At 62.3% G+C, this 23,578-nt stretch carries 24 protein-coding genes; 15 read left to right on the top strand and 9 right to left on the bottom strand.

Translation table 11 applies throughout. The annotated features are described in order from the left end of the window. The first annotated feature begins 267 nt into the window (after positions 1-267). On the top strand, positions 268-1,356 hold the full coding sequence (locus tag AC0L2X_RS30585) for an AbrB family transcriptional regulator (protein ID WP_352488945.1): 1,089 nt from the start codon (positions 268-270) through the stop codon (positions 1,354-1,356). Between the two features lie 18 nt (positions 1,357-1,374). On the opposite strand, the gene AC0L2X_RS30580 is transcribed toward AC0L2X_RS30585, so the two are convergent. From AC0L2X_RS30580 to AC0L2X_RS30570, 3 genes are read right to left on the bottom strand one after another with little or no spacing between them, the layout of a single operon-like run. Continuing rightward, complete coding sequence (locus AC0L2X_RS30580) at positions 1,375-1,689, bottom strand: nuclear transport factor 2 family protein (protein ID WP_352488944.1); 315 nt, start codon at positions 1,687-1,689, stop codon at positions 1,375-1,377. An 18-nt stretch (positions 1,690-1,707) separates the two neighbouring features. Beyond that, positions 1,708-2,484 (bottom strand): esterase family protein, encoded by a 777-nt coding sequence (locus AC0L2X_RS30575; protein ID WP_352488943.1) that lies wholly within the window; start codon positions 2,482-2,484, stop codon positions 1,708-1,710. A gap of 4 nt (positions 2,485-2,488) precedes the next feature. Next, positions 2,489-3,655 (bottom strand): ATP-grasp domain-containing protein, encoded by a 1,167-nt coding sequence (locus AC0L2X_RS30570; protein WP_352488941.1) that lies wholly within the window; start codon positions 3,653-3,655, stop codon positions 2,489-2,491. An 838-nt stretch (positions 3,656-4,493) separates the two neighbouring features. On the opposite strand from AC0L2X_RS30570, the gene leuA reads away from it, so the two are divergent. The 4 genes from leuA to AC0L2X_RS30550 all read left to right on the top strand — a co-directional run bounded on the left by leuA (position 4,494) and on the right by AC0L2X_RS30550 (position 9,887). Beyond that, on the top strand, positions 4,494-6,170 hold the full coding sequence (gene leuA, locus AC0L2X_RS30565; protein WP_473562171.1) for a 2-isopropylmalate synthase: 1,677 nt from the start codon (positions 4,494-4,496) through the stop codon (positions 6,168-6,170). A gap of 143 nt (positions 6,171-6,313) precedes the next feature. Continuing rightward, complete coding sequence (locus tag AC0L2X_RS30560) at positions 6,314-8,104, top strand: tetratricopeptide repeat protein (protein ID WP_473562157.1); 1,791 nt, start codon at positions 6,314-6,316, stop codon at positions 8,102-8,104. A 229-nt stretch (positions 8,105-8,333) separates the two neighbouring features. After that, a complete protein-coding gene (locus AC0L2X_RS30555; RefSeq protein WP_473562158.1) occupies positions 8,334-9,137 on the top strand; it encodes an alpha/beta fold hydrolase in 804 nt (267 codons plus the stop codon). 132 nt (positions 9,138-9,269) lie between these two features. Beyond that, positions 9,270-9,887, top strand: a complete 618-nt coding sequence (locus AC0L2X_RS30550) for a hypothetical protein (protein WP_473562159.1) — start codon at positions 9,270-9,272, stop codon at positions 9,885-9,887. 38 nt (positions 9,888-9,925) lie between these two features. Here AC0L2X_RS30550 and AC0L2X_RS30545 read toward each other — a convergent pair whose 3' ends face one another. Continuing rightward, positions 9,926-10,870 carry a metallophosphoesterase family protein gene (locus tag AC0L2X_RS30545; RefSeq protein ID WP_473562172.1) on the bottom strand — a complete coding sequence of 315 codons (945 nt, stop codon included), beginning with the start codon at positions 10,868-10,870 and terminating at the stop codon, positions 9,926-9,928. A gap of 53 nt (positions 10,871-10,923) precedes the next feature. On the opposite strand from AC0L2X_RS30545, the gene AC0L2X_RS30540 reads away from it, so the two are divergent. Both AC0L2X_RS30540 and AC0L2X_RS30535 read left to right on the top strand, forming a co-directional pair. Further along, entirely contained in the window at positions 10,924-11,424 is a 501-nt protein-coding gene (locus AC0L2X_RS30540; RefSeq protein WP_473562160.1) for an NUDIX domain-containing protein, read from the top strand. A gap of 88 nt (positions 11,425-11,512) precedes the next feature. After that, entirely contained in the window at positions 11,513-11,986 is a 474-nt protein-coding gene (locus AC0L2X_RS30535) for an ABZJ_00895 family protein (protein WP_473562161.1), read from the top strand. Between the two features lie 10 nt (positions 11,987-11,996). On the opposite strand, the gene AC0L2X_RS30530 is transcribed toward AC0L2X_RS30535, so the two are convergent. Continuing rightward, complete coding sequence (locus tag AC0L2X_RS30530) at positions 11,997-12,986, bottom strand: glutathione S-transferase family protein (protein WP_473562162.1); 990 nt, start codon at positions 12,984-12,986, stop codon at positions 11,997-11,999. A 270-nt stretch (positions 12,987-13,256) separates the two neighbouring features. Between AC0L2X_RS30530 and AC0L2X_RS30525 the strand changes: the two genes are divergently transcribed. The 4 genes from AC0L2X_RS30525 (at position 13,257) to AC0L2X_RS30510 (ending at position 15,908) form a co-directional block, all read left to right on the top strand. Beyond that, positions 13,257-13,793 carry a GNAT family N-acetyltransferase gene (locus tag AC0L2X_RS30525; protein ID WP_473562163.1) on the top strand — a complete coding sequence of 179 codons (537 nt, stop codon included), beginning with the start codon at positions 13,257-13,259 and terminating at the stop codon, positions 13,791-13,793. Positions 13,794-13,856: 63 nt separating this feature from the next. After that, on the top strand, positions 13,857-14,618 hold the full coding sequence (locus AC0L2X_RS30520) for a 3-hydroxyacyl-CoA dehydrogenase (RefSeq protein WP_473562164.1): 762 nt from the start codon (positions 13,857-13,859) through the stop codon (positions 14,616-14,618). Between the two features lie 16 nt (positions 14,619-14,634). Then, complete coding sequence (locus tag AC0L2X_RS30515; RefSeq protein WP_473600986.1) at positions 14,635-15,396, top strand: HugZ family pyridoxamine 5'-phosphate oxidase; 762 nt, start codon at positions 14,635-14,637, stop codon at positions 15,394-15,396. Between the two features lie 173 nt (positions 15,397-15,569). Beyond that, positions 15,570-15,908, top strand: coding sequence for an ArsR/SmtB family transcription factor (locus tag AC0L2X_RS30510; protein ID WP_473562166.1), 339 nt, complete (start codon positions 15,570-15,572; stop codon positions 15,906-15,908). A gap of 72 nt (positions 15,909-15,980) precedes the next feature. Here the strand turns inward: AC0L2X_RS30510 and AC0L2X_RS30505 are convergent, their stop codons facing one another. Next, on the bottom strand, positions 15,981-16,985 hold the full coding sequence (locus tag AC0L2X_RS30505; protein ID WP_473562167.1) for a L,D-transpeptidase: 1,005 nt from the start codon (positions 16,983-16,985) through the stop codon (positions 15,981-15,983). A 307-nt stretch (positions 16,986-17,292) separates the two neighbouring features. On the opposite strand from AC0L2X_RS30505, the gene AC0L2X_RS30500 reads away from it, so the two are divergent. Continuing rightward, positions 17,293-18,090: a TrmH family RNA methyltransferase gene (locus tag AC0L2X_RS30500; protein ID WP_473562168.1), complete on the top strand. Its 798-nt coding sequence runs from the start codon at positions 17,293-17,295 to the stop codon at positions 18,088-18,090. A gap of 41 nt (positions 18,091-18,131) precedes the next feature. On the opposite strand, the gene AC0L2X_RS30495 is transcribed toward AC0L2X_RS30500, so the two are convergent. Together AC0L2X_RS30495 and AC0L2X_RS30490 are read right to left on the bottom strand one after the other, a co-directional pair. Further along, positions 18,132-19,295, bottom strand: coding sequence for a coiled-coil domain-containing protein (locus tag AC0L2X_RS30495; protein WP_473562169.1), 1,164 nt, complete (start codon positions 19,293-19,295; stop codon positions 18,132-18,134). A gap of 147 nt (positions 19,296-19,442) precedes the next feature. Further along, the gene (locus tag AC0L2X_RS30490; RefSeq protein ID WP_352664551.1) at positions 19,443-20,024 is read right to left on the bottom strand and encodes a DUF1134 domain-containing protein; all 582 of its coding nucleotides are present in this window, start codon (positions 20,022-20,024) and stop codon (positions 19,443-19,445) included. 340 nt (positions 20,025-20,364) lie between these two features. Here AC0L2X_RS30490 and chpT point away from each other — a divergent pair, with 340 nt between their 5' ends. Together chpT and AC0L2X_RS30480 are read left to right on the top strand one after the other, a co-directional pair. Next, positions 20,365-20,994 carry a histidine phosphotransferase ChpT gene (gene chpT / locus AC0L2X_RS30485; RefSeq protein ID WP_473562170.1) on the top strand — a complete coding sequence of 210 codons (630 nt, stop codon included), beginning with the start codon at positions 20,365-20,367 and terminating at the stop codon, positions 20,992-20,994. Between the two features lie 238 nt (positions 20,995-21,232). After that, a complete protein-coding gene (locus tag AC0L2X_RS30480) occupies positions 21,233-21,601 on the top strand; it encodes a response regulator (RefSeq protein ID WP_292659972.1) in 369 nt (122 codons plus the stop codon). A 104-nt stretch (positions 21,602-21,705) separates the two neighbouring features. On the opposite strand, the gene ctrA is transcribed toward AC0L2X_RS30480, so the two are convergent. After that, positions 21,706-22,401: a response regulator transcription factor CtrA gene (ctrA, locus tag AC0L2X_RS30475; RefSeq protein WP_006203583.1), complete on the bottom strand. Its 696-nt coding sequence runs from the start codon at positions 22,399-22,401 to the stop codon at positions 21,706-21,708. A gap of 450 nt (positions 22,402-22,851) precedes the next feature. Between ctrA and AC0L2X_RS30470 the strand changes: the two genes are divergently transcribed. Further along, positions 22,852-23,229 (top strand): flagellar export protein FliJ, encoded by a 378-nt coding sequence (locus AC0L2X_RS30470; RefSeq protein ID WP_023719275.1) that lies wholly within the window; start codon positions 22,852-22,854, stop codon positions 23,227-23,229. Positions 23,230-23,578: the final 349 nt, after the last annotated feature.

Below are 23,578 nucleotides of genomic sequence, written 5' to 3'. Positions count from 1 at the left end.
TTGGCCAGCGGTCAAAACCGCATCAACAGGCCGGACATATGGATGCAAGCGATCCGATCAGACCTGAGCCACACCTTTGCAAGCAGGGGGCCGTCCACATATGGATCCTGGGGTCTGCGCCGCGTCGCTTCGCTCCTTGCTCCGCCCCAGGATGACGAAGGGATGGATGTCTCAGCTAATCTGCAAGATTCAGCGTATTACCACCCACGACCGTTTCCCCCGCAAAAAAGGTTCGCATTTTTTAGCGACCGGTCTAAGAGCCGATCTATGGATTCTTCCCCGAACCCGCCGGCCATCGAGCATCTGGCGCGGATCCACAAGGCTTGGCAGTGGCCGGTCCTGGTGGTGGTCTCGGTGCTGTTTGCCGGCGCGCTGGAACTCGCCGCCCTGCCCGCCGCGCTCTTGATCGGACCGATGCTGGCGGCCATCGCTGCCGGCACCAACGGCGCCACGGTGCGCGTGCCGCGGGTTCTGTTCGGCTCAGCCCAGGCGGTCGTCGGCTGCCTGGTCGCCAGTTCGATCTCGGCCGATATCTTTCCCGTCTTTTACAGGGAATGGCCGCTGTTCCTCGGCGTCGTGATGGCGACGATCGCGGCATCCAGCCTGCTCGGCTGGCTGATCAGCCGCTGGCGCATCCTGCCCGGCACCACCGCGGTCTGGGGCTCGTCGCCGGGCGCCGCCACCGCCATGGTGCTGATGGCCGGTGCCTTCGGCGCCGACCAGCGCCTCGTCGCCTTCATGCTTTATCTGCGCGTCATCTGCGTGTCGATGACGGCAGCCCTGGTGGCCAAGCTTTGGGTCGACACCTCAGGCATCGAGGTGCCGGCCATCGTCTGGTTCCCACCGGTCGACCCGCAAGGCTTGGCCGCAACATTCGGCGTGGCGCTGGTCGGCGGCCTCGCCGGAAAGCTTTTCAGGCTGCCGTCGCCGTTCTTCCTCGGCACCTTCATTTTCGGCACCGTGATCCATCTCGGGCTCGGCGTGACCATGCAGTTGCCACCGTGGCTGCTTGCCTTGAGCTATACAATGATCGGTTGGAGCATCGGCCTGAATTTCACCAGGGCCATTTTGCGCCACGCGGCCCGCGCGCTGCCGCAGATCGTCGGCTCGATCATTGCCCTGATCGTCTTTTGCGGCGGCCTCGCCTTCCTGATCAGCCGCCTGCTCGGCATCGATCCGCTGACCGCCTATCTGGCAACCAGCCCCGGCGGCATGGACAGCGTCGCCATCATCGCCGCCGCCGCGCAGCATGTCGACATATCCTTCGTCATGGCGCTGCAATCGGCACGCTTCCTGATCGTGCTTCTGGTCGGCCCAAGCGTGGCGCGGCTGGTGGCGAAAAGCCTGCGGGAGTAAGATCGGCCGGGTAGCGCGTCAGCTGATCACCAGGCTCGATATACGCTCGCCGTCCAGCGTGAAGACCATGTCGCCCTCGCCGTTGAAGCCGTTGCCTGTGACTGCGATGCGGACCTTGTAGGTATCGCCCTCCGGTTCGATACGAATGATGCTAGGTTTGGACTGCACGCCGATATTGTCCGACTGGTTCCAGCGCGCTATCTGCTCGCGGCCCTTGAACGACCGGCCCCAGTCGCTCAGGAAGGCATCGGGCGTGAAGCTGTCCAGGAAGGCTTCGCTATCGCCGGCATTGGTGGCTTCGACAAAGCGGCGGATGGCATCGGGCGTGGTCATTTCCTTGCTCCATGTGGCCTAATCCAGCCGGTGCATCAGATCGTCGTCCAGCCAGCGGGCGAAGAAATAAACCAGTTGCTTGTGCCACCACGGCCAGTCATGGGCCGCATCGCCGCCCCAGTAGTCGACCCAGGCCGGAATCGACTTGTCACGCAGGATCTGTTCCAGCGCCTGCGTATCGGCCAGCATCCGTTCCTCCCAGGCACCCTGCCCGCAGCAGAAGATCAGCCGCAGCGCCTTCAGCCTGACAAGCAGCCCCGGATCGACGATACCCGGCAGGTAGTCGAGCGGCGAGTTGAAGAAAATCTGTCCGTCGAGCGCGTTGCCGAAGAAATCGTGGGTCGAGTAAACCCCCGACAGCGCGATGACGCCGCTGGCCAGCTCCGGAAAGCGGAAGACGAAATTCGACGAATGATAGCCGCCCATCGAGCAGCCGCAAAACAGCGGCTTCAGCGTACGCCCGCCATTGCCTTCGGCTGCCACAGACAGGAGTTCCGGCAGCGCCTCCTCGCGCACATAGCGGAAATACGCTTCATGCCGGGCGATGCGATGGGCCGGCTCGGCATCGCGGTCGAAGAAGGATTCCGCATCGATGCCGTCCAGCGTGAACAACTGGATGCGACCGGTGTCGACGAACTCGGCGAGAGCCGAGACGGCGCCGGAATCTTCGAACTGGTAGAACCGCCCTTGCGAAGTCGGGAACACAACCACGGGTCGGCCGGCATGGCCGTAGCGCTTATATTCCATGTCGCGGCCGAGGTTGCGGCCAAAACCCTTGTGATAGGAAACGTCCATCGCCTCACGCCTTTTCCGCATGGATGTAGTCGACCGCCCGGCGCAGCGCCTTCGGGTCCGTGGAGCGCAGCTGATAGGCGTAGTTTCCCATGGCGCGGCTGAAAACCTCCTCGATGGCGTGATGATGGACGATCATGTCGCCATGGGCGGCTAGCACGTCGGCATGGCTGTGCACATAGTTGAGGTGCCGCTTGCGGCTGGCATAGGCGGTGAAATACTTGCCCCTGTAAGGGCCGCCGGCGGCGTCCTTGACCACCATGTCGGCCCAGGCGGCATAGACATCGATATCGAAGGTGTAATTGATGGCATCGGTCATCCATGCGCCAGGCGGCCGCATGTTGACCTCCAGCGCAATGACCCGGTCGTCCCTGGTTTCGAACAGCTCGATGTGGAAGAAGCGCTCGCGCACGTCGAACGCCTTGAGGATCTTCCTGCCGGCCTCCTCGACCGCCGGGCTGATCTCGGGAAAACAGACATAGCTCATATGGCGGTCTCGGTTGACCACTTCCATGACGCTCTGGTCGTAGCGGTGGCTGGCGGCCAGCACCACCTCGCCGTCGCGGTTGACCAGCCCGTCATAGGTCACCACCAACCCTTCGATGAATTGCTCCATGACGAAGCTGACACCTTCCGGCTTGTCCCTGAAGAACCTGTCGAGTTCGCCGGCATTGGAGATTTTGAAGGTGTTCGAGGCGCCGGAGCCGGAATCCGGCTTCACCACCACGGGATAGCCGACGCGGCGGATGAAGGTCATGGCGCCGGCGCGGTCGGAGCATTTGCGTTGCGCGATGGTTTCGACGCCGCTCTTGCGGAAGAACGCCCGCATGCGGCTCTTGCGTTTCAAATTCTTCACGAAGTCGAGCTTGGTACCGAAGATGTTGAAGTCGGTGCGGATATTGGCTTCCAGCTCCAGCCAATGCTCGTTGAGCGATTCGAACCGGTCGACGCGACCCCATTTGTGGATGAAATGGCCGATCGCCCGGAACACCGGCTCGTACTCCTCCAGGTCGTCGATGCGGTAATATTCCGAAAGGGCTGCCTTCAATTTGCCGTCCAGCGCATCGAACGGCGCGTCGCCAATGCCGAGCACGGTGGCGCCGGCCTTCTTCAGCCGGTCGCAGAAATCGGCGCCGTTGGCCGGAAAATGCGGCGAGAAGAACACGAAGTTCATGGACGATCCCTCCCGGCGGCGAGCCATCGCACCCCCGCCGACAATCGACTCTGGCGCATTTGCCGGGCTCGGGGAAGAGCAACTGGATCAGTGAGCGGCTGGGTCCGCGAAAGGTGACGCCAAAACCGTAAAAATGAAAAACCCGCCTCGGCGGGCGGGTCGTTGGAGCCAATTAGCACCATACCGAGATTAGTAGCATAGCTGCCGGCACAAAGCAAGAACAAAGTTGCTATAGTCAGGAAAAATCGCTTCACCTCGGCGCCGCGCCTTCGTTCCAGCTTGGGTTCCTCGCCCCACGAAAGTGGGGAGAGGTGGCTCGGCGAAGCCGAGACGGAGAGGGGACTGCGGCCTACGAAGGCCCCCTCTCCGGCCGCTCTGCGGCCACCTCTCCCCCGCTTCGCGGGGGCGAGGAACCCAGGTCTTGAGGCTGGATCGGCAGCTTCTGCGACGGCGAGGCTCCCACTTGCCTCGCTTTGCCGGCTCCTGTATGAAATCCGCCATGAGCCCGCGCGCCACCTCTTTTGCGTCCCGTCCGACCGGCATTGCCGGCCAGACCGTTCGCGCGCTTGCCTCCACCCTGCTGCTTCTCGGCCTTATCGGCGATCGCCGGGTTCGCTGAAGGAGCGCCCGGCGGTCGAATTCGCCGCTCACGCGCACGCTCCTTGGCCAGTTACAAAATTGGCACGTCACATCAAGCGAACGAAATTCTGGTAAAGGCGCCGCTCGCCACCAATCCGCCTGAAGCTGGATCCGCGAGCCGCCGGGAGAAAAGACGATGAACGCACGAGAAGATATCCGTCTGAGTGTAGAGGAAATCAGCAAGCCTGCGGTAAAGGGCATGCCGGACGCTGCCCGCAAATACCAGCCCTATCCAACCGTCGGCCTTGCCGATCGCACATGGCCTTCGAAAGTGATCGACAAGGCGCCGATCTGGTGCTCCGTCGACCTGCGCGACGGCAACCAGGCGCTGATCGATCCGATGGGCCAGGAACGCAAGGCGCGCATGTTCGCCCTGCTGCTCGACATGGGCTTCAAGGAGATCGAGATCGGCTTTCCGTCGGCCTCGCAGACCGACTTCGATTTCGCCCGCTGGTGCATCGAACAAGGCAACGTGCCCGCCGACGTCTCGCTGCAGGTGCTGGTGCAGTGCCGGCCGGAACTGATCACCCGCACTTTCGAGGCGCTGAGGGGCGCCACCAACCCGATCGTCCATTTCTACAACTCGACCAGCGAGCTGCAGCGCCGCGTCGTGTTTGAGAAGGACGTCGCCGGCATCAAGCGCATCGCCACCGATGCGGCCAAGATGATCACCGACATGGCGGCCAAGGCCGGCGGCGGCTACCGTTTCGAATATTCGCCGGAAAGCTTTACCGGCACCGAGCTCGAAGTGGCGCTGGAGATCTGCAACGCCGTCACCGAGATCGTCAGGCCGACGGCGGAAAACAAGCTGATCATCAACCTGCCCTCCACGGTCGAGATGTCGACGCCCAACATCTATGCCGACCGCATCGAATGGATGTGCCGCAATCTCGACGATCGCGAGAACCTGTTGATCTCGCTGCATCCGCACAATGACCGCGGCACCGGCATCGCCACCACCGAGCTCGGCCTGATGGCGGGCGCCGACCGCGTCGAAGGCACGCTGTTCGGCAATGGCGAACGCACCGGCAATGTCGACATCGTCACGCTGGCGCTCAACATGTACACGCAAGGCGTCGATCCCGGGCTCGACTGCTCCGACATCAACCGGATGAAGGACGTCTACGAATACTCCAACCAGCTGAAGATCCCCGAGCGCCATCCCTATGTCGGCGAGCTCGTCTACACCGCCTTTTCCGGCTCGCACCAGGACGCCATCAACAAGGGCATGAAGGCGCTGCGCAAGGCCAACACGCCGCACTGGGAGGTGCCCTACCTGCCGATCGACCCGGCCGATGTCGGCCGCAGCTATGAAGCCATCATCCGCATCAACTCGCAGTCCGGCAAGGGCGGCATCGCCTATGTGCTGCACGCGGATTACGGACTCAACCTGCCGCGCAACCTGCAGATCGAGTTCAGCCAGGCCATCCAGGCGATCACCGATGCCGAAGGCAAGGAGGTGCCGGCCAGGCGCATCTACGAGCGCTTTCTCGAGACCTATGTCGACCAGCCCGGCGCGCGGCTGAAGTTCCTCGACCACCACACCTACCCCGACACCGAGGTCAAGGGCCGGCGCGTGATCGAAGCGGTGATCCTCGACAAAGGCAAGGAGGTGACCATATCAGGCACCGGCACCGGCCCGATCGACGGCTTCGTCGATGCGCTGTCCCGCCATGTCGGGGTGCCGATGTCGGTGCTCGATTATTCCGAGCATTCCATGCAGCGCGGCTCGAACGCCTCGGCTATTTCCTATGTCGAGATGGAACATCCGGGCGGCAAGCTGTTCGGCGCCGGCATCAACACCAATATCGTCGCCGCCTCGCTCGAAGCCGTGGTTTCGGCCGCCAACCGCATTGTCGGCCGAAAGGCCGGCTAGCCGGGACTGCCGGGCTGGCGCCATCAGCCCACCGGATTTTTATCCGGTGGGTACGCTATCGCACCATAAGCACACGCTTGTAAGGCGCCGCCAGCGCTATATGATTGTACCTCAACCTGTGCCGAATTCGAAGGGATCGACACTTGCAGCATACCACGCCTGCCGCCCCCGCAGTGCGCGAAACGTTGGAGCGATTGCTTGCCAGCGAAACGTTCGGACGATCCGAGCGCGCGCGCAAGCTGCTCCGCTACCTCGTCGAGCGCGAGCAGGCAGGCGAAGCCGACAGGCTCAAAGGCTTCTCCATAGCGATGGACGTCTTCGGCAAGGACGGCGATTTCGATCCGTCGACCGATGCGGTGGTGCGGGTGCAGGCCGGCAGGCTGCGCGAACTGCTGCAGCAGTATTTCGCCAATGAGGGCGTTGCCGAACCGGTCCGCATCGCCATTCCGCGCGGCGGCTATGTTCCGTCCTACGAACTCAACGCCATTCGCCTGCCGGCAGAGGCGGAGGCAGAGAGCAAGCCGGAGCTGGCAACAGAGGAGATGGCGACGACCGCCCCGCCCGGATCGCCGGAGGATGCCCGCAACCGGGCACATCCGGCTGCATTGCTGAGCGTTCCAGCCGTGGCCCCTGCTGCACCTTCGCTGCAGCGCCATTTGCAGTTCTTCTGGCTGGCGATCGCGCTGGTCATTCTCATGCTGGGTGTGCTGATCCTTCGCCAGGGCAGCGTGGTCTTGCTGACCGGCGGCGACACGGCGGTCGAGACCGCGGTGGCAACCGGCAGCATAGCAGCGCCTCCGGTTGAAAACCTCCCCCAGGTCTACATCGCCATCAAGGCCGACAGCGACGTGGCTCGCCGTGTCGCTGCATCGCTGCGCGCCGGCCTTAGCGGCTTCGATACCATCAATTTCATCGGCCGTGATGCCGACAGCCCGCCCGATCCAGTGACCGACGCCGCCAGCTTCGTATTCGATGTCCTGCCCGGGCCGCGCAGCGGCGACATTATGCTCGAGCTGCAAAGCGTGGCGACCGGCCGCGTGCTGCTGTCACGCAACCTGACCGCCGGCGACAGCGCGAACACCGCCATCGAGGACCAGATCTCAGGCATTTTGAGCTCGGCTCTTCCCGCCTCGGGCACGATCTACAACTACATCGAGCAGAGCGGCATCCAGACCGGGCTGACGGCGTGTCTGGTGCTCAACGGCAAATATTATCTCGACCAGAATGCCCAGACGCACGAAGCCGCCTACCGCTGCCTCGAAGATCTTGCCAACCGGGAGGCGAAGTCGTCGCTCGTCTATTCGGAACTCGCGTCCTTGCATCTCGAAGCGGTCACCGACCACTATCCCTACCCCGCCGACGCGACGATCGACAAAGCGATGACGTTTGCCCATCGTGCCATCCAGATGGGCCCGACCAGCCCCTACGCGCACCGCGCACTTGGTTATCTCAATTCGCGCATGGGCGATTCCGCGGAATCGATCCGCTGGATGCGCAAGGCCTATGAGCTCAATCCCTACGATCTCGCAATGGCCGCCGCCTATGGCTACGGGCTGGTTTTCGCCGGCAGGTACAGCGAGGGCGCCCCGATCCTTGCTCACGCCGTGGATATCGCCAGCGCCCATCCGACATGGTGGGATTACGGGCTGTTCGCCGGAGAATTCATGATGGGCGACATGAACAAGGCGACGCTTGCCAGCGACGGCTTGCGAACGACGGAAATGAAATCGCATTATCTGGCAGCGCGGCTGATCGGCGCCAAGGCTGCCGGCCGCGAGAAGCTGGCGAGCAGGCTGCTGCAGGAACTGACCACCAAATTCCCGAAATTCGCAGCCGATCCGCGCGCAACCTTCGTCGAGCGAAGATATCCCGCCGATCTGACCAACCGGCTGGTGGAAGCCCTGCGCGCCACCGGCCTTGGCGGCGCCAGCTGATGTCTCCCGGCGCGTGACGACGTCAGGTGATCGCAAAAATTTTACTGGCCATCCGCACGGCCAAAGCGCAATTCAGACACAATTTGAACCGGCCAATCTGATCCCCACGTAAGTCTGATCCCGCATAACACCGATCTCCATGCAAGTCTGACCTCCCGCAAAGACTGATCCTCGCATAAGACCGCCCCCGGCATCCTGATTGATCCCGGCACCAAGCCATAAAGTTTGCATGACCCCATCCCTTTACGCTGCCGAACGGGGCACCGGCCCGACAACGATTGCCTTCCTGCATGGTTTCGGCGGCTGCCACGACGACTGGCGCGACGTGGCCGCGTCCCTGGCGCTCGGCGCGCGGACGTTGGCCTATGATCTGCCGGGGCATGGGCTATCGCTCGATTTTCCGGGCGGCGGTCCGGCCAGGATCGCAGCGAGCGCCGTCCTTGCCGATCTTTCCGCTCGCGGAATAAAGCGGGCCCATCTCGTCGGCCATTCGATGGGCGGCGCCGTGGCCGCCCTGATGGCATTGAGCGAGCCGGAAAGATTGGCCTCGCTGACGCTGCTGGCACCGGGCGGTCTTGGTCCTGAGATCAATGGCCCGCTGCTGCGCCGCTACGCCGCGGCTGCCGGCACCGACGAAATTCGCGCCTGTCTAGCCGCCATGTCGGGACCGCAAAGCCGGCCGCCGCAGCATAGAGTCGAGCTCCTCAAGGAGATGCGCCGGCGTCCCGGCCAGTTGCGCACACTTGTCGAGCACGCAGCCGCAATGACCCGGGATGATCGGCAAGGCGTCATCCCGAACGAGCGGCTTGAAACGCTGAATATGCCAATCATGGTGGTTTGGGGAACCGACGACGCGATGCTGCCCGTCAGCCAGGCGGACGGCCTGCCGAAGCGTTTTCACCTGCACCACGTGCTGGAAGCCGGCCATATGCTGGTCGAGGAAGCGCCCGGCCTGGTCGTCGAGGCCGTTCGCCGCAATATGCGGCGCCGCGGCAGGCGACTTCGCCCGGAATTCGCCGCTGCGGCGAGCTGATCGGTCCTCGCGCGGGCACGACGGGGCGCTGGTGCTCCTCCGGCGAAGCTTTGCCGGCCCATCGATCTCGCAAGTGCATTTCGCCGGCGGCTGTGTTAATTCGGTGTTAACCAAACCCGCGAGGCAACGCCGATGAAGGACGCAGGCGAGAACATCACCCAGATCGATCAGTCGCGAAAACTGTCCGATGCCATTCGCGACGTCAAGAACGCCTTCGCCGACCGCGACGACGTCGTGGTCGACATGCGCGAAGCGCATCGCATGCGGCTGGATCTGCTTGCCGCCGAACTCGCGCCGGTCTTTAGCGACGTGCCCACCGACATGGACAGTTTCGACTTCGCCGTCTCGTCCGGCCTGCAGCCACGGCTGTGGATCGACGCCGTCAGCCATGTCGCCATGGGACGCGACCGTCGCACCTATCGCTTTCTCAAGGACACGCGCATCGGCCGCGTCGTCCTCGCCGAATCGACCGACATGAAGGTCGTTGCCGACCAGGTGACACGCTACGTCGCCGAGCGCGTCGTCGAACGCCAGAGGATGATGGAAGGCGGCATCGAGCAGGCCGTCGCCGGCCTGAAACGCGCCCTGGTGGCAGAGGCCGAGCCGCCGCTGCGGATCGCTGCGCGCAGCAACGGCTGGTCGGCGTTCTTCTCGGGCCTCGGCCTGATCGCCGCCGGCGCCCTGGTCGGCCTGGCGATTTCGCTCGTGCTGTTCTGGGACCGCATCGTCGCGATGAAAATCAGCTTCTAGAGTTCTTTTTTTGACGCAATTCCGGACGGAAACCCGCTTCACACTTTTCCTGGAATTGCTCTCGCCATCGACGCCTCGGCCTCGACGCCAAGCTCCAGCGTCTGCAGGTCGCTGGGCGGCAATGCCGGCCCGGTCAGGCCGCGGCGCGTCAGCCTGATCCGCCAATTGTCCTTTTCACCGTCGATGTCGAGCAGATTGAATTGCGCCGGTGCATGCGAACTGCCGGGGGCCTGCCCGGCGGCGGCGACCCCGACCACCGGGATTTTTGTCTTGCGGGCGCCGATGAAGAACAGCGACGGCACATGCGAATGGCCGTGCAGCACAAGCTCGGCGCCGTGCCGGTGAAGAACCTTGTGGAAGCGCGAGATGCCGAACAGCCGCTTGTTCTGCGAAACGGCACCGCGCAACGGCGGGTGGTGGATCATGATCACCCGGAACAGGCCGCGCTTGCCCGTGGCGTCGAGCATGTCGCGCAGCCGTTCCGCCTGGCCTTCCAGAAAGAAGCCGTTGGCCATGAAGGGAGCCGTGGCGCGCGCCGTCGAGACGCCGATCAACGCAACATCGCCGCGTACCCGCAGATAGGGAAAGGTGTTGCGGTCGACCGGCGTATTGACGCCGTCGCCGGTCATCCACGCCGCCCAGGACCGGCAGGTCTTGTCGAAGGCGCCCGGCACATAGGCGTCATGGTTTCCCGGCACCACCGACACGTCGTTGGGCGAGCCCAGCGTCTCCAGCCAGTGCTTGGCCATCTCGATCTCACCGTCGAGCGCCAGATTGACCAGGTCGCCGGTGATGGCGAGATGGTCCGGCCCGCTGGCCTTCATGTCGGCGACGATGGTGTCGATGACGGCGTCGTGCATGTGGCGGCGGCGATTGCGCTGCCAATTGACGTAACCGACCACGCGCTTGGAGGCGAGATCGCGATAGGTTACATCGGGAAGCGGCCCCAGATGGACATCGGAAATATGCGCGAGCCTGAACATCTTTTCTTCATAGGCGAGGCGCGCGCCGCTTTCCACTCACGGTTTCGCGGACGATGACGGCGCCGGATCCGGAGCAAGCCCTGCGCCAGACCGGCTGGCCGGGCCTCAGGGCGAGGCTGTTTCACCTGTACTTCGTACTGCGGCGGCCGATGACGCTCGGCGTGCGCGGCTTGATCCACGACCGAGCCTCCAATTCCGTCTTCCTCATCCGCCATACGTATGTTCCTGGCTGGCACCTGCCCGGCGGTGGCGTCGAGTTGGGCGAGACGATGATCGAAGCGCTGACACGCGAAGTCTTCGAGGAAGGCAACATCGCGCTGACTGGACCGCCGGTGCTGAAATCGCTGCATTTCAACCGCCGCGCCAGCCGCCGCGACCATGTCGGCCTCTATCTGGTCGAAGAGTTCGATCAGCCAAGCCCTAAGCTGCCCGACCGCGAGATCGCCGAAGCCGGCTTCTTCCCGCTCGACCGCTTGCCCGAGGGAACGACGCCGGCGACGCTGCGGCGGATTGCCGAGGTTTTTAAGGGGAATCCGGTATCGCCTTACTGGTAGACCACCTCTCCAACAGCCTTGCTGCTTCGATTCAGGATGACAGCATCCATTGTTCTCCAAGACACGTATAACTAATCGGTTGGGAAAAATGGAACATAAACAAAAAGATAGACTTAGAATTGTACTATATGTCTTACTTTTCACTGGAATTTATGTAATAATATTGTTTTCGACAGCATTAGTGTCGACGGTAACGCTTGGGATAGATCCATCCAGGTTAGAAAGAATTGGAAGAGGCATCCAATTCTTAATACAATTCGTTGCGGCATTCGGGACATATTTCGTTTTTTTAAAGCGACATGTCCGGCTTTTTACTCGCGCTGAATTCTGGAAAATGGTCGGCTTCTCAACCCTGATAGAAATGGTTTTGGGAATGGCTCTGATTCTGCTGTCGGGATCGTTACGCGCAATCCCACTCCAGATGTCGGTCCAGGCCGTCATGATCGGCAGCATCGTGGCGTTCCTGGCAACGTCGCTCGGCTACTCCAATCGATTTGGAAATACCATATTGAAAGCCGAACTCGTTAGAAGGGCGAAGATGGACTCCGAAACCTTCCGCTAGGTCGCCGGTCTCACGCAGCCTTCCTGAACCTGTCCCGATCATGCGGCGCGGAATAGTCGAGCTCTGGCCCGACCGGCACGATGCGGGTCGGATTGATCGTCTCGTGGCTGCCGTAATAATGCGACTTGATGTGGTGCAAATTCACCGTGCCGGCGACGCCCGGCACCTGGTAGAGGTCGCGCAGGTAATTCGACAGGTTCGGATAGTCGGCGATCCGGCGCAGATTGCATTTGAAATGGCCGACATAGACCGGGTCGAAGCGGACCAGTGTCGTGAACAGCCGCCAGTCGGCCTCGGTGATGCGGCCGCCGACGAGATAGCGCTGTTTTGACAGGCGGTCCTCCAACGTGTCGAGCGCCGAGAACAATTCACCGAATGCCTCCTCGTAGGCTGCCTGCGTGGTGGCGAAGCCGGCACGGTAAACGCCATTGTTGACCGCGGGATAGACCAGCGCGTTGATCGCATCGATCTCGCCGCGCAACGGCTGCGGATAGAAATCGAGCTTTGCATCGCCCCATTCGTCGAAGGCCGAATTGAGCATGCGGATGATCTCGGAGGATTCGTTGGAAACGATGGTCTGCTCGCGTTTGTCCCACAGCACCGGAACGGTGACCCGGCCCGAATAGCCGGGATCGGCCCTGGTGTAGATCTGGTGCAGGAAATCGAGGCCATAGAGCGTGTCGCCCGTGGCGCCGTCCTCGGCCAGGAACGTCCAGCCGTCGGCGCCCATGAAATGATGGACAACCGAAATGGAAATCACGTCCTCGAGTTTTTTGAGCACGCGAAAGATCAGCGTCCGATGCGCCCACGGGCAGGCGAGCGAGACATAGAGGTGATAGCGGCCGGGCTCGGCCTTGAAGCCGCGTTTTCGCCCTTCGGCCGGCGCGCCGTCGCGGGTCACCCAGTCGCGCCACTGCGACTGCGCCCGCACGAACTTGCCGCCGCTCTCCCCGGTATCGTACCAGCGGTCCTGCCATTGGCCTTCGACTAGCAATCCCATGTAATATCCTTTCGTGTTCCTTCTTGATTTAGGGCACCAGGCGGCGCCGCGGAAATCCCCGACGCTGAACAGATCGTCAACGGCTGCGTCGTCGAGTGCGGCTGCCGATTGCGGCGGCTGAAAATTGGTGCTAGCGGACATCGGCATGTTCGACTTTGCCGTAATCCGGTTCGACCGACGACGAAAGAGCGCCCGCGCTTGATGAAGCGCTGACTGGCGAACGCTGCCGCTTGCAGCAACCCTTTCCTCGTATACCGGAACGCAAAGACCATGAGCCTTGCCGACGTGAAATACCTGCCGGAAACTCCGGCGCATGATGCTGAAATCGAAGCCATCAACGACGAGGCCTTCGGGCCGGGCCGTTTCGTGCTTTCCGCCTACAAGATCCGCCAAACTGGCCCGCACGAACGCGCTTTGTCCTTCGTGGCGGTCGATGGCGCAATCGTCGTCGCCTCGGTGCGGATGACGCGCATCGCCGCCGGTGCCGGCCGCGCGCTGATGCTCGGGCCGCTCGCTGTGCGGCCGGCCTTCAAGAATCTCGGCATCGGCCGCCGGCTGGTGGCAATCGCGCTGGAGGCCGCCGCCAAGGCCGGCGCACCGGCCGTGATGCTGGTCGGCGACGAACCCTACTACGGCCCGCTCGGCTTCAGGAGGCTGCCGCGCGGGCAGATCTCGATGCCGCGTCCGGTCGACCCCGACCGGCTTTTGGCGCACGAGATCGTGCCGGGCGCGCTGGCAAGGCTGGTGGGCGAGGTTTGCCACGCCGACCAGGCAAGGATTGCCGCGCACATCGCCACGATGGCGTGACCATGCCAGTGCTGTCGCACGGTGGCTTGGCCGCATAGTCTGGGCGCGGAGGAGGACGTCGAGATGAACCCGAACGGCCAGATTGCGATCGTCACCGGTGGCGGCTCCGGCCTTGGCGAGGCGACGGCGCGCGCTCTTGCCGCCGGCGGCGCCAGGGTTGCCGTCCTCGATCTCGGCATCGAGCGTGCGGCCAAGGTGGCGGACGATATCGGCGGCATCGCCGTCCGATGCGATGTGAGCGACGCCGAGAGCGGTGCCGCCGCAGTTGCGGAAGTGGCAGAGAAGCTTGGCGAGCCGCGCATCCTGGTCAATTGCGCCGGCATCGTTATCGGCATGAAGACGATCGGCAAGGACGGACCGCATCCGCTCGATCAATACCGCAAGGTAATCGAGGTCAATCTGATCGGCACCTTCAACATGATCCGCCTGGTCGCCGACCGGACCGCCAGGCTGGAACCGCTGCAGGGCGGCGAGCGCGGCGTCATCGTCAACACCGCATCGGTCGCGGCCTATGACGGCCAGATCGGCCAGGCGGCCTATTCCGCGTCCAAGGCCGGCGTCGTCGGCATGACGCTGCCGGTGGCGCGCGATCTCGCCCGCTTCGGCATTCGCGTCTGCACCATCGCGCCCGGCATCTTCAGGACGCCGATGATGGCCGGCATGCCGCAGGAGGTGCAGGATTCGCTCGGCGCCGCGGTCCCCTTCCCTTCCCGTTTGGGCGAGCCTTCGGAATATGCCGCACTTGCCTTGCACATCATCGAGAACCAGATGCTCAACGGCGAGACCATTCGCCTCGATGGCGCCATCCGCATGGCGCCGAAATAAAAGCGACGGTGATGCCTTGGACGAACCCAGGAACGACGTGATCCGCGCGACCGACGCCGAGGCGATCAGGCTGGCAAAGACGCTGATCCGCAGCGCCCGTTTCGGCGCGCTGGCGGTGCTCGAACCAGGAACCGGTTCGCCGCTGGCCAGCCGCGTCGGCGTCGCCACAGACATCGACGGCACGCCATTGATCCTGGTGTCGATGCTGTCCGCACATACCGGCGCTATCCTTGCCGACCCGCGCTGCTCGTTGCTCGTCGGCGAACCCGGCAAGGGCGATCCGCTGGCGCATCCGCGACTGACGCTCGTCTGCCGCGCCGTGCGGCTCGAACGCGGATCGAACGAACACGCCCGCGCCGAGCGGCGCTACCTCAACCGCAACCCCAAGGCAAAACTCTATGCCGGGCTCGGCGACTTCTCGATCTTCCGGCTCGAACCGGAGCGCGCCAGCCTGAACGGAGGCTTCGGCAAGGCCTATCTGCTCGACCGCACCGATCTGGTCGCGACGGGAGCGATCATCGAAGAGCTTGCCGCCGGCGAGCAATCGGCACTCGACCATATGAACGCCGACCATCTCGATGCGATTGCGCTCTACGCAAGTCATTTCGGCGGAGCCGAGAATGACGGCTGGATCGTCACCGGGTTCGACGCGGACGGGATGGATCTCGTATCGGGCGACAATGTCTGTCGGGTTTTCTTCCCCGAGCCGTTGAGAGCGGCGCGCGACCTCAGGCTTGTCCTGGTCGACATGGCAAAGGCTGCCCGATCGGCAAATTAATCACAGCCGCACAGTTAATCGGCTTGCATGGAAAGCAAGCCTTGAGATTTGAGCGAAATGTTCTACCTTTGCGAGTGACGCTGAATCGCCGGCGTGCATCTATAGGGAAAGTCTATGGAATCCGACGCTATTGCCCCCATAGCGGCGGATGAGCAAGAACGCATGGGGGATCTATGGTCTCGAACAAGCTAGTCGCCAACGCCGGAATCGCGGCTGCGTTTCTGACACTGATGGGCAACGAAAAACGTTTGCTGATCATGAGCTATCTGGCCGAAGGCGAGATGTCGGTCGGCGCCATAGCCGAGAAGGTGTCGCTCAGCCAATCCGCCCTGTCACAGCATCTGGCCAAGCTCAGGGCTTCCGACCTTGTCGAGACCCGCCGCGATCGGCAAATGATCTATTATTCCTGCAAGTCCGGGGCGGTGCGCGAATTGCTGCACACGCTGGACGGCATTTTCGGTGAAGGTGAACTGTCGCAGATGGCTCACCGGCTGCGTCGCGCCGGGACCTGAGCGGCCGGGGCGGAGAACGCCCCGCCCAATCCGCTTTGCTGCCAAGTCCGGCTTGCTGCCAAGTCTGGCTTGCTACTGAACGCTCTCGTCGGCGGCCTGCGCAACCTCGTCCTTGAACTCGACCTTCGTGCCCGGCTGCACCATGGAGGCAAGGTCTTCGGCATCCCAATTGGTCAACCGGATGCAGCCATGTGAAAAGGTCGTGCCGATCTTGCCCGGTTCGGGCGTGCCGTGGATGCCGTAGCTTTCGATGGAGAGATCGATCCAGACCGATCCCACGGGATTGTTCGGCCCGGCAGCGATGGTGAAGGGCCGTTTGGTCTTGACACCCTTGAAAGCGAAGTCCGGATCATAGTGATAGGTAGGGTTGTGCACCACGCGCCTGACCTCTGCCGTGCCGCTTGGCGCCGGCTTCTCCTCACTCCCAATCGAGGCGGGGTAGACCGCCAGCCATTTGCCGGCACGGTCGCGCACACGCACCAGGCGAGCGCCCTTGTCGACCTCGACGGCGGCAACGCCGGCGGGAGGGTCGCCCCTGCCGACATCAGGCACCACCAAGGTCCTGCCTGGTTTCCTGAGGCTGGTGCCCGGATTGAGCATTCGCAGTAATTGTTCGCTGATATGGAAGCGCTCGGCCAACCTCTCCACCGCATTGCGGTAGCCGAGCCGCCGCAAGCGGGCCATCCTTTCCAAGCGCGCCGGAATACGCCTGGTGAAAGGTCCGCGCACATCCTTGCGCATGACCTCATAGGTCACCAGCGCCGGCTTGGCGGAGGTTGCGATGAGTTTGCTCCAGGTCTGTAGACTGAGCTTGCCGTCGGGCGGAAGTCCGTTTGCCGCCTGAAACGCAGCGACGGCCTTGGCGAAGTTCTGGGAAAGGCGGCCATCGATCAGGCCCGGCGAGAAGCGGGCGCGATCCAGAAGGATCTGCGCCTTGAGCAGCGTCGGATCGACTCCCTTCGGTTCGCCGACAGTGAATTGGGCCTGATTGACGGTGGCTGGATCGAGCTTGGCCGCACGGGCCACGCCGCATGCAAGGGCAAGCGTGGCGGCAAAGACGAGGAGGAGCCTGATCATCGATGTCCTCCCAGGACCGCAGCAGGAGCCCGCTTCTATGACGCGGCATGGCCCTGTGTGGTTCCTTGGCCCGATCGAAAATTCTAGATTGAAACGGCTTGACCGACGAGCCGTGCCGCGGGATTTCCCCTGTCGCTAAGAGGTAGGCAGGCCCCACAGCCCGGCATTCACCTGATTGGGCTCGACCGTTCGAACGGCGTGCATCCATTTGGACGCTGAGATACGGTCTGAGCTTCGGATCCGGCAATCATGCCTTCCGAAACCGAATCCCGATTCGCGGCCGACGCCAGGGTCCGCCGAGGAAGCCATGAATCCGATCAGCATAGACGACCCGCACGATCCCCGCGTCGCCGCCTATCTCGACATCCGGGAGCGAGATCTTGCCGGCCGGCAAGGCCGTTTCGTCGCCGAAGGCAAGGTGGTGCTCGACACGCTGCTCGCCGCCCGGCGCTTCGAGGCAGAATCGGTGCTGGTACTCGAAAACCGGCTGGCCGGCCTCGGTGACGTCCTGCGCAAGGCGCCTGCCGGGCTTCCGATCTATGTCGCATCCGGCGAAATCATCGACAGGATCGCCGGATTCCACATGCATCGCGGCATATTGGCGATCGGCCGCAAGGGCGCGGCCATCCCCGCCGAGGCCTTGCTTGGCACACTGCCCGCCCGCGCGCTGATCGTGGCGCTGGTCGGCATCGCCAATCATGACAATATGGGCTCGATTTTCCGCAATGCCGCTGCCTTTGGCGCGGATGCCGTGCTTCTCGATCCGACCTGCTGCGATCCGCTGTACCGCAAGGCAATCCGCGTCTCGGTGGGCGCGGCCTTGAAAGTCCCCTTCGCCTGCTTTGCCGACGCAGCCGGCTGCACCGCAATGCTCGACCGGCAAGGCTTCAGCCAATTCGCCTTGTCTCCGCGCGGGCAGATCGACATTCGCGATGCCAAGAGAAACGAGCGGCTGGCGCTCTATCTCGGCACCGAGGGCGAAGGCCTGCCGGAAAGCCTGCTTGCCCGCCTGCAGACGCTGCGGATCGGTATGGCGCAAGGTTTCGACAGCCTGAACGTCGCCGCCGCGTCAGCCATCGCGCTGCATCACTTTTCCGGAGCCTAAATTTAGAGCCGTCGGGGCCCTGCTCTTGGATCTGCGGAATCTCAGTCGGTCGAAGCGGCCTTCTGCAGCGCCCGCACCCGATCGGCAAGGCTGCGTCCGCCGCTCCCCGGCCGCGTATCCTCAGGCGCTGCAAGCGCACGGGCGATCGGCGAATCCGGTCCGTCGAGCTTTGCCGTCAAGGCCACGACTTGCGCCGCCAGATCGTTCATCTCTTCGCGCAATGCGGCGCTGGCGCTGCCGGTATGGTCTCCGGCCTGAGATTTCGACGTTTCGACGGCAGCAAGATCCGTCTTCAGCCGCCTGTTCTCGCGTGCCAGCGATGTCAGCCTGGCCTCCAGCCGCTCGCGGTCGGCATCGAGCTTGGCGGTTGTCTTTTCGATGTCGCCGTTGGCGGCCACATTGACCTGACTGCCTGGCACGCCGGCAAGACCCACCGCAGGCGCCCTTTCAGCGCTTTTCGGCTTTTCGCGAAGGCGGACCAGTTCCTTCTCGCGGCGCTCCAGCCTCTCCTCGCGATCGGCCAGCGTGGCGAGCAGGCGTTCGACCTTCTTTTCCAGGTCGCCGGTTCTTTTCTTCTCGGCCTTCAGCGCGTCCCGCAAAGCCTTGCTTTCGGCTGCCAATTCCTGGCTGCGCCTGTCCGCCTCCTTGCGCTGGCCGCGCAGCAGCGAAATGTCGCTTGCCAGCTTCTGCAGCTCGGATTCGCGCGCCACCAGCTCGATCTGCCGGCTGCTGGATGAAAAACTGGCGTCGTCATACATGTGCTCCAGTTTCCGCAGTTCGAGCCCGCGCTTTTCGAGCGCGCGCTCGGTCTCCGCAAGCCGCTCCGACAGCTGCTGCAACTGCTCATCGCGCTTGCGAAGCTCCTCGCCCCTGGTTGTAAGATCGGCGACGACCCGGTTCTTGTCCTGCCGCTCGGCCGCCAATTCCTTCAGGGCTTCGCGGTCGCGGCCGATCTCGACCAGCTGTTCGGCGGCCTTCTCGCGCAATGATTTGACGGTCATTTCAAGCCGGCGCACCGAAACCGCGAACTCGGCGCGAATGCGATCCTTGTCCGCCTGGATCTCGGCCAGCGTCAAGGGCATCGAGCCCTCGACGCGCTTGCGCGTCAGCGCCACCGCCCGCCGCCACACGGCCGGGGCAATCATCAGCGCCAGGAAGCCCGCGCAGAGAAAGCCGAGGACAAAGAACAGGATCGACTGGACCAAGATGACTATCCGTTGTGCATGGCAACCGCCAAAGGTCGACTTTGCCATCTTCGCATGACGGAAATCCGGCGCCACGGCAAGGGTATGCCGCGGCAAAGCTCGGACCGTGGGATCACAGGTCCAATCGCAGCGGCGCCATCATGCAGATCAGAACGGATTCCAGGTCGCGCGCTGGGTGAGCTTGAGGTAGCCGAGATTGACGCCGAGACGGGCGCCGACGCCGGTACGGATCGGCACGAGCAGCACATTGTTGTTCTTCAGCACGTTGAAGCCGACGCCGGCGATGACATAGGCGGAGCCGGCGACGCCGCCAAAACGATTATAGAGGCTGCTCACATCGTCGAGATTGTAGACCAGCATCATGACGCGCGAGCCCTCGCCGCCGAAATCCCAGCCGAGCGACGGGCCTTGCCAGAACACTTTGTGATCGCCGGCATTCTTGGTGTAGAGCGTGCCTTCGCCATAGGTCAGGCCACCGATCAGCGCCCCGGACCCCTCTTCGCCGAGCAGATAGCCGTTCGGCAGGCCATAGGTGGCGAAAATCTTCTCGACGACGGTGGCGAGCCCGCCCGATGTCGCGCCGAAGAATTTATGACCGGAATCAACGATCTCCTGGGCGGTGTATTCCTGCGCCCGCGCGGCCGATGCCGAAAAGGCGACAAGGCCGATGAGCGCGATCGTCATTGAGATGACACGGAAAAAAGTCCGGTCGTAGAATCGGGAAACCATGCTTCCAATCTCCGTCAGGGAGCACTTTCGCCGACGCCTCGCACCCGTACGGCTCTTTGGCGGCCGTTAAGGATGACTGTTAGGGGCAAACTATGCCGTAATCCTTTTTCAACCATTAAACTGTCACATGAAGATGGCGGTTCGAAGGCTGTTTTCGCATCGCCCGCGCAGCACCCGGCTGCGTGAACATGCCATTTTCGACAATCATGATTTTGGATTTGTTGCTGCACGCACAAGCGCTGTGTATTCAGAATGCTTGGGAGAGAGCGTGATTCGTGTGGACAGGCGTGACCATGATCGCCCGGTCATTGTGTTGTGAAATTTGCAGGGATTTTTGCCGATGGCCGAGCTTTTCACCCTTTCCGCACCCGATCTGGCAGCGCTGCTGTGCAGCCGGGTCTGCCACGACATCATTTCGCCGGTCGGCGCCATAAACAACGGGCTTGAGCTGCTCGACGAAGGCGGCGCCGACGAAGACGCCATGAAGCTGATCCGCCAAAGCGCCAAAAACGCTTCCGCCCGCCTGCAATTCGCCCGCATCGCCTTCGGCGCCGCCGGTTCCGCCGGCATGCTGATCGACACGGGGGACGCCGAGGCCGTGGCCTTCGCCTTCCTGAAGAACGAGAAGCCGGAACTGATCTGGAACGGGACCCGCGCGCTGTTGCCCAAGAACAAGGTCAAGCTGCTGCTCAATCTCATCCTCGTCGCCAACGCCGCCATTCCGCGCGGCGGCAGGCTGGTGGTCACGCTGGAGAACCTCGAGACCGAGCCGCGCTTTGCGCTCGCGGCGAGCGGCCCGATGCTGCGCGTGCCGCCCAAATTCCTGGAATTGCATTCCGGCCACAGGCCGGAAGAGCCGATCGACGCGCATTCGGTGCAGCCCTATTATACGCTGCTCCTGGCCCGCGAAGCCAACATGGCGATATCGATCCATGCAACCACCGACGAGATCGTCCTTTCTGCAGCCTGAAGTTCTCCGGAAGAGCGGGGAAAGTATTTTATCCAAGTCATATTTGCGGCGCTGTCTCAATATCTGTGAGATGGCTTTGCAGTTTTGATCGCGTGAAGCATTACGAAAGAAGATTTCGCTAAAAAACTTCAGGAAAATTTTACCTATCGGCTTTTCGGCTTCTTTACCAGATCGGCCTATGTTCCCCGGCAGATGCCACGACGCTGCCGGTTCGCCGCATGGCAAAGAGGGTCCGGGAATGAAACGCTGCATGTTCGTCGACAATTCGAGCGTCATCAGGAAGGTTGCAAGGCGTATCCTGGGCGGTTCCGGCATGATGGTGATCGAAGCCGCCAGCGGCCATGAGGCGATCGAGATGTGCGCGGTCGACATGCCTGATATCATCGTCGTCGACGGCGCCTTGCCGGACATGCAGGCGCAGGACCTCATCCGCCGCGTACGCGCCATGGAAAGCCCGGTGTTGCCGCAAGTCTTGATTTCGCTGGTCGAGGTCGACGTCGGGGCGATCATGCGGGCAAAGCGCGCCGGCGCCCAGGGCTACCTGCTGAAGCCGTTCAACCGGCCGCAATTGCTAGAGTGCTTCCGCGCCTTGAAGATTGCCGCCTGATCAGAGCCTGTTCCATTCCGATGAAAATCGGATGAGCTCTATCTTGTTGTTTTGCCAGGTTCTTTCCGAAAACCGGGCGCCCACTTTGGGATCACACCTCTAGTTCAGGCGCTGACCCGGATATCTTCAGGCTCACGCAGCACATAGCCGCGACCCCAGACGGTCTCGATGTAATTCTGCCCGCCCGACGCTGCGTCGAGCTTCTTGCGCAGCTTGCAGATGAAGACATCGATGATCTTCAGCTCCGGCTCATCCATGCCGCCATAGAGATGGTTGAGGAACATTTCCTTGGTCAGCGTGGTGCCTTTGCGCAGCGAGAGCAGTTCCAGCATCTGATATTCCTTGCCGGTCAGATGCACGCGCTGGCCACCGACTTCAACGGTCTTGGCATCGAGATTGACCACCAGGTCGCCGGTGGTGATGACCGACTGGGCATGGCCCTTGGAGCGCCGCACGATGGCATGGATGCGGGCGACCAGTTCATCCTTGTGGAAGGGCTTGGTCATGTAGTCGTCGGCTCCGAAGCCGAGGCCGCGCACCTTGTCCTCGATACCGGCCATGCCTGAGAGGATGAGGATCGGCGTCTTCACCTTGGAAAGGCGAAGTGTTCTCAAAACTTCATAGCCCGACATGTCAGGGAGATTGAGGTCGAGGAGAATGATGTCGTAATCGTAAAGCTTGCCTAGATCGACGCCCTCTTCACCAAGGTCGGTCGTATAGACATTGAAACTTTCCGATTTCAGCATCAGCTCGATGCTTTGTGCGGTTGCACTGTCGTCTTCTATCAGCAGAACGCGCATTTCATTCCCCTTTTCTGCTGCCGGACCATTTCACGACCCGTCCAGGACCGGAGCAGTGATTGCCTGAGCAGAGGCTGCCATCGAATGGTTAATAAAACCTAATTCCCCGTCCGTGACGGTATCAGATTTTTTAACCCCTTTCTACACCTTGTTGAATCCAATAACGAATCACAGACCCAAACCATTAATGCGGCACATTAATAAGCCAGACTAAGTGACTCTTCGGACTCGTTGGCCGGGTTTCGCGACGAGAAGCAGAATTTTTACCCGCCCTTAAGTCCTGAGCCGTATGATTAACAATGCCCGTAAACGAATGGTTACCGCCGGCAAAAAACTTTAGGAGTTTGTTTCCCATAGTTCGGGGAAAGCCGGTGGAAACGGGTCAAGCCCGGGCCTTGCCGGGTGAATTGGACGATATGTGCAGGTGTGCGTTTCCGGGAGTACCGAATCATGAAGTCACGTGAAAACCTCGTTCGGCTGAAGCAATTTCAGGTGAGCGAGAAGCGGCGGCAGCTGCTGCAGCTCGACATGATGATCGCCGAATTCGAGCGCATGGCCGTCGAGCTGGAACTTCAGATTGCTGCCGAAGAGAAGAAGGCCGGCATCACCGACATCAATCATTTTGCCTATCCGACCTTCGCCAAGGCGGCACGTCTGCGCCGCGACAATCTTAGAAATTCGCAAAGCGACCTCGCCCAGCAGCGAAATGTCGCCGAGTCATTGCTGAGCGAAGCCGAAGCCGAACTTTCCAAGGCCGAGATGCTCGAATCGCGCGACACCAAGGCGCGCGACACGGAAGCCGGCGGCCGCAGCGCCATGATCGGCTGAAAACAAGGTTCCGAGCCGCCACAGATTTGGAACACTGCCACGCCTCAAAGGTGCGTTTGCGTCATGGATTTTCGGAGTGATGCCACGGACTTACGCGCGGGCTCGCCGTTTGCAGCGCCGGCACCGACACAGGCCACCGCCCTGCCCACGTCCTTTTCGCCACGATACGATCGGCAAAGCTGCTGACGGACTGAACCGAAGGTCCCTGCTTCGACAAAACAGCCGAACGTTCTCGCTCCGGCACAATATGAGCCGAACGTTCTCGCCCCGACAATCGGGATAGGGGGGAGCTTCGCAGTTCCTCCCCTCCCACACCACCCTGCGTACGGGTCCGTACAGGGCGGTTCGG

Source organism: Mesorhizobium sp. WSM4828 (genome assembly GCF_055811175.1).
Note: the sequence above shows the minus strand (reverse complement) of the source record. Positions and strands in the feature narration are given on the sequence as shown.

Bases quoted from the DNA above. Each gene is read 5' to 3' on its own strand.
- AC0L2X_RS30585 (WP_352488945.1), top strand. From the start codon at position 268: ATGGATTCTTCCCCGAACCCGCCGGCCATCGAGCATCTGGCGCGGATC.
- AC0L2X_RS30580 (WP_352488944.1), bottom strand. From the start codon at position 1,689: ATGACCACGCCCGATGCCATCCGCCGCTTTGTCGAAGCCACCAATGCC.
- AC0L2X_RS30575 (WP_352488943.1), bottom strand. From the start codon at position 2,484: ATGGACGTTTCCTATCACAAGGGTTTTGGCCGCAACCTCGGCCGCGAC.
- AC0L2X_RS30570 (WP_352488941.1), bottom strand. From the start codon at position 3,655: ATGAACTTCGTGTTCTTCTCGCCGCATTTTCCGGCCAACGGCGCCGAT.
- leuA (WP_473562171.1), top strand. From the start codon at position 4,494: ATGCCGGACGCTGCCCGCAAATACCAGCCCTATCCAACCGTCGGCCTT.
- AC0L2X_RS30555 (WP_473562158.1), top strand. From the start codon at position 8,334: ATGACCCCATCCCTTTACGCTGCCGAACGGGGCACCGGCCCGACAACG.
- AC0L2X_RS30550 (WP_473562159.1), top strand. From the start codon at position 9,270: ATGAAGGACGCAGGCGAGAACATCACCCAGATCGATCAGTCGCGAAAA.
- AC0L2X_RS30545 (WP_473562172.1), bottom strand. From the start codon at position 10,870: ATGTTCAGGCTCGCGCATATTTCCGATGTCCATCTGGGGCCGCTTCCC.
- AC0L2X_RS30540 (WP_473562160.1), top strand. From the start codon at position 10,924: ATGACGGCGCCGGATCCGGAGCAAGCCCTGCGCCAGACCGGCTGGCCG.
- AC0L2X_RS30535 (WP_473562161.1), top strand. From the start codon at position 11,513: ATGGAACATAAACAAAAAGATAGACTTAGAATTGTACTATATGTCTTA.
- AC0L2X_RS30530 (WP_473562162.1), bottom strand. From the start codon at position 12,986: ATGGGATTGCTAGTCGAAGGCCAATGGCAGGACCGCTGGTACGATACC.
- AC0L2X_RS30525 (WP_473562163.1), top strand. From the start codon at position 13,257: ATGAGCCTTGCCGACGTGAAATACCTGCCGGAAACTCCGGCGCATGAT.
- AC0L2X_RS30520 (WP_473562164.1), top strand. From the start codon at position 13,857: ATGAACCCGAACGGCCAGATTGCGATCGTCACCGGTGGCGGCTCCGGC.
- AC0L2X_RS30510 (WP_473562166.1), top strand. From the start codon at position 15,570: ATGGTCTCGAACAAGCTAGTCGCCAACGCCGGAATCGCGGCTGCGTTT.
- AC0L2X_RS30505 (WP_473562167.1), bottom strand. From the start codon at position 16,985: ATGATCAGGCTCCTCCTCGTCTTTGCCGCCACGCTTGCCCTTGCATGC.
- AC0L2X_RS30500 (WP_473562168.1), top strand. From the start codon at position 17,293: ATGAATCCGATCAGCATAGACGACCCGCACGATCCCCGCGTCGCCGCC.
- AC0L2X_RS30490 (WP_352664551.1), bottom strand. From the start codon at position 20,024: ATGGTTTCCCGATTCTACGACCGGACTTTTTTCCGTGTCATCTCAATG.
- chpT (WP_473562170.1), top strand. From the start codon at position 20,365: ATGGCCGAGCTTTTCACCCTTTCCGCACCCGATCTGGCAGCGCTGCTG.
- AC0L2X_RS30480 (WP_292659972.1), top strand. From the start codon at position 21,233: ATGAAACGCTGCATGTTCGTCGACAATTCGAGCGTCATCAGGAAGGTT.
- ctrA (WP_006203583.1), bottom strand. From the start codon at position 22,401: ATGCGCGTTCTGCTGATAGAAGACGACAGTGCAACCGCACAAAGCATC.
- AC0L2X_RS30470 (WP_023719275.1), top strand. From the start codon at position 22,852: ATGAAGTCACGTGAAAACCTCGTTCGGCTGAAGCAATTTCAGGTGAGC.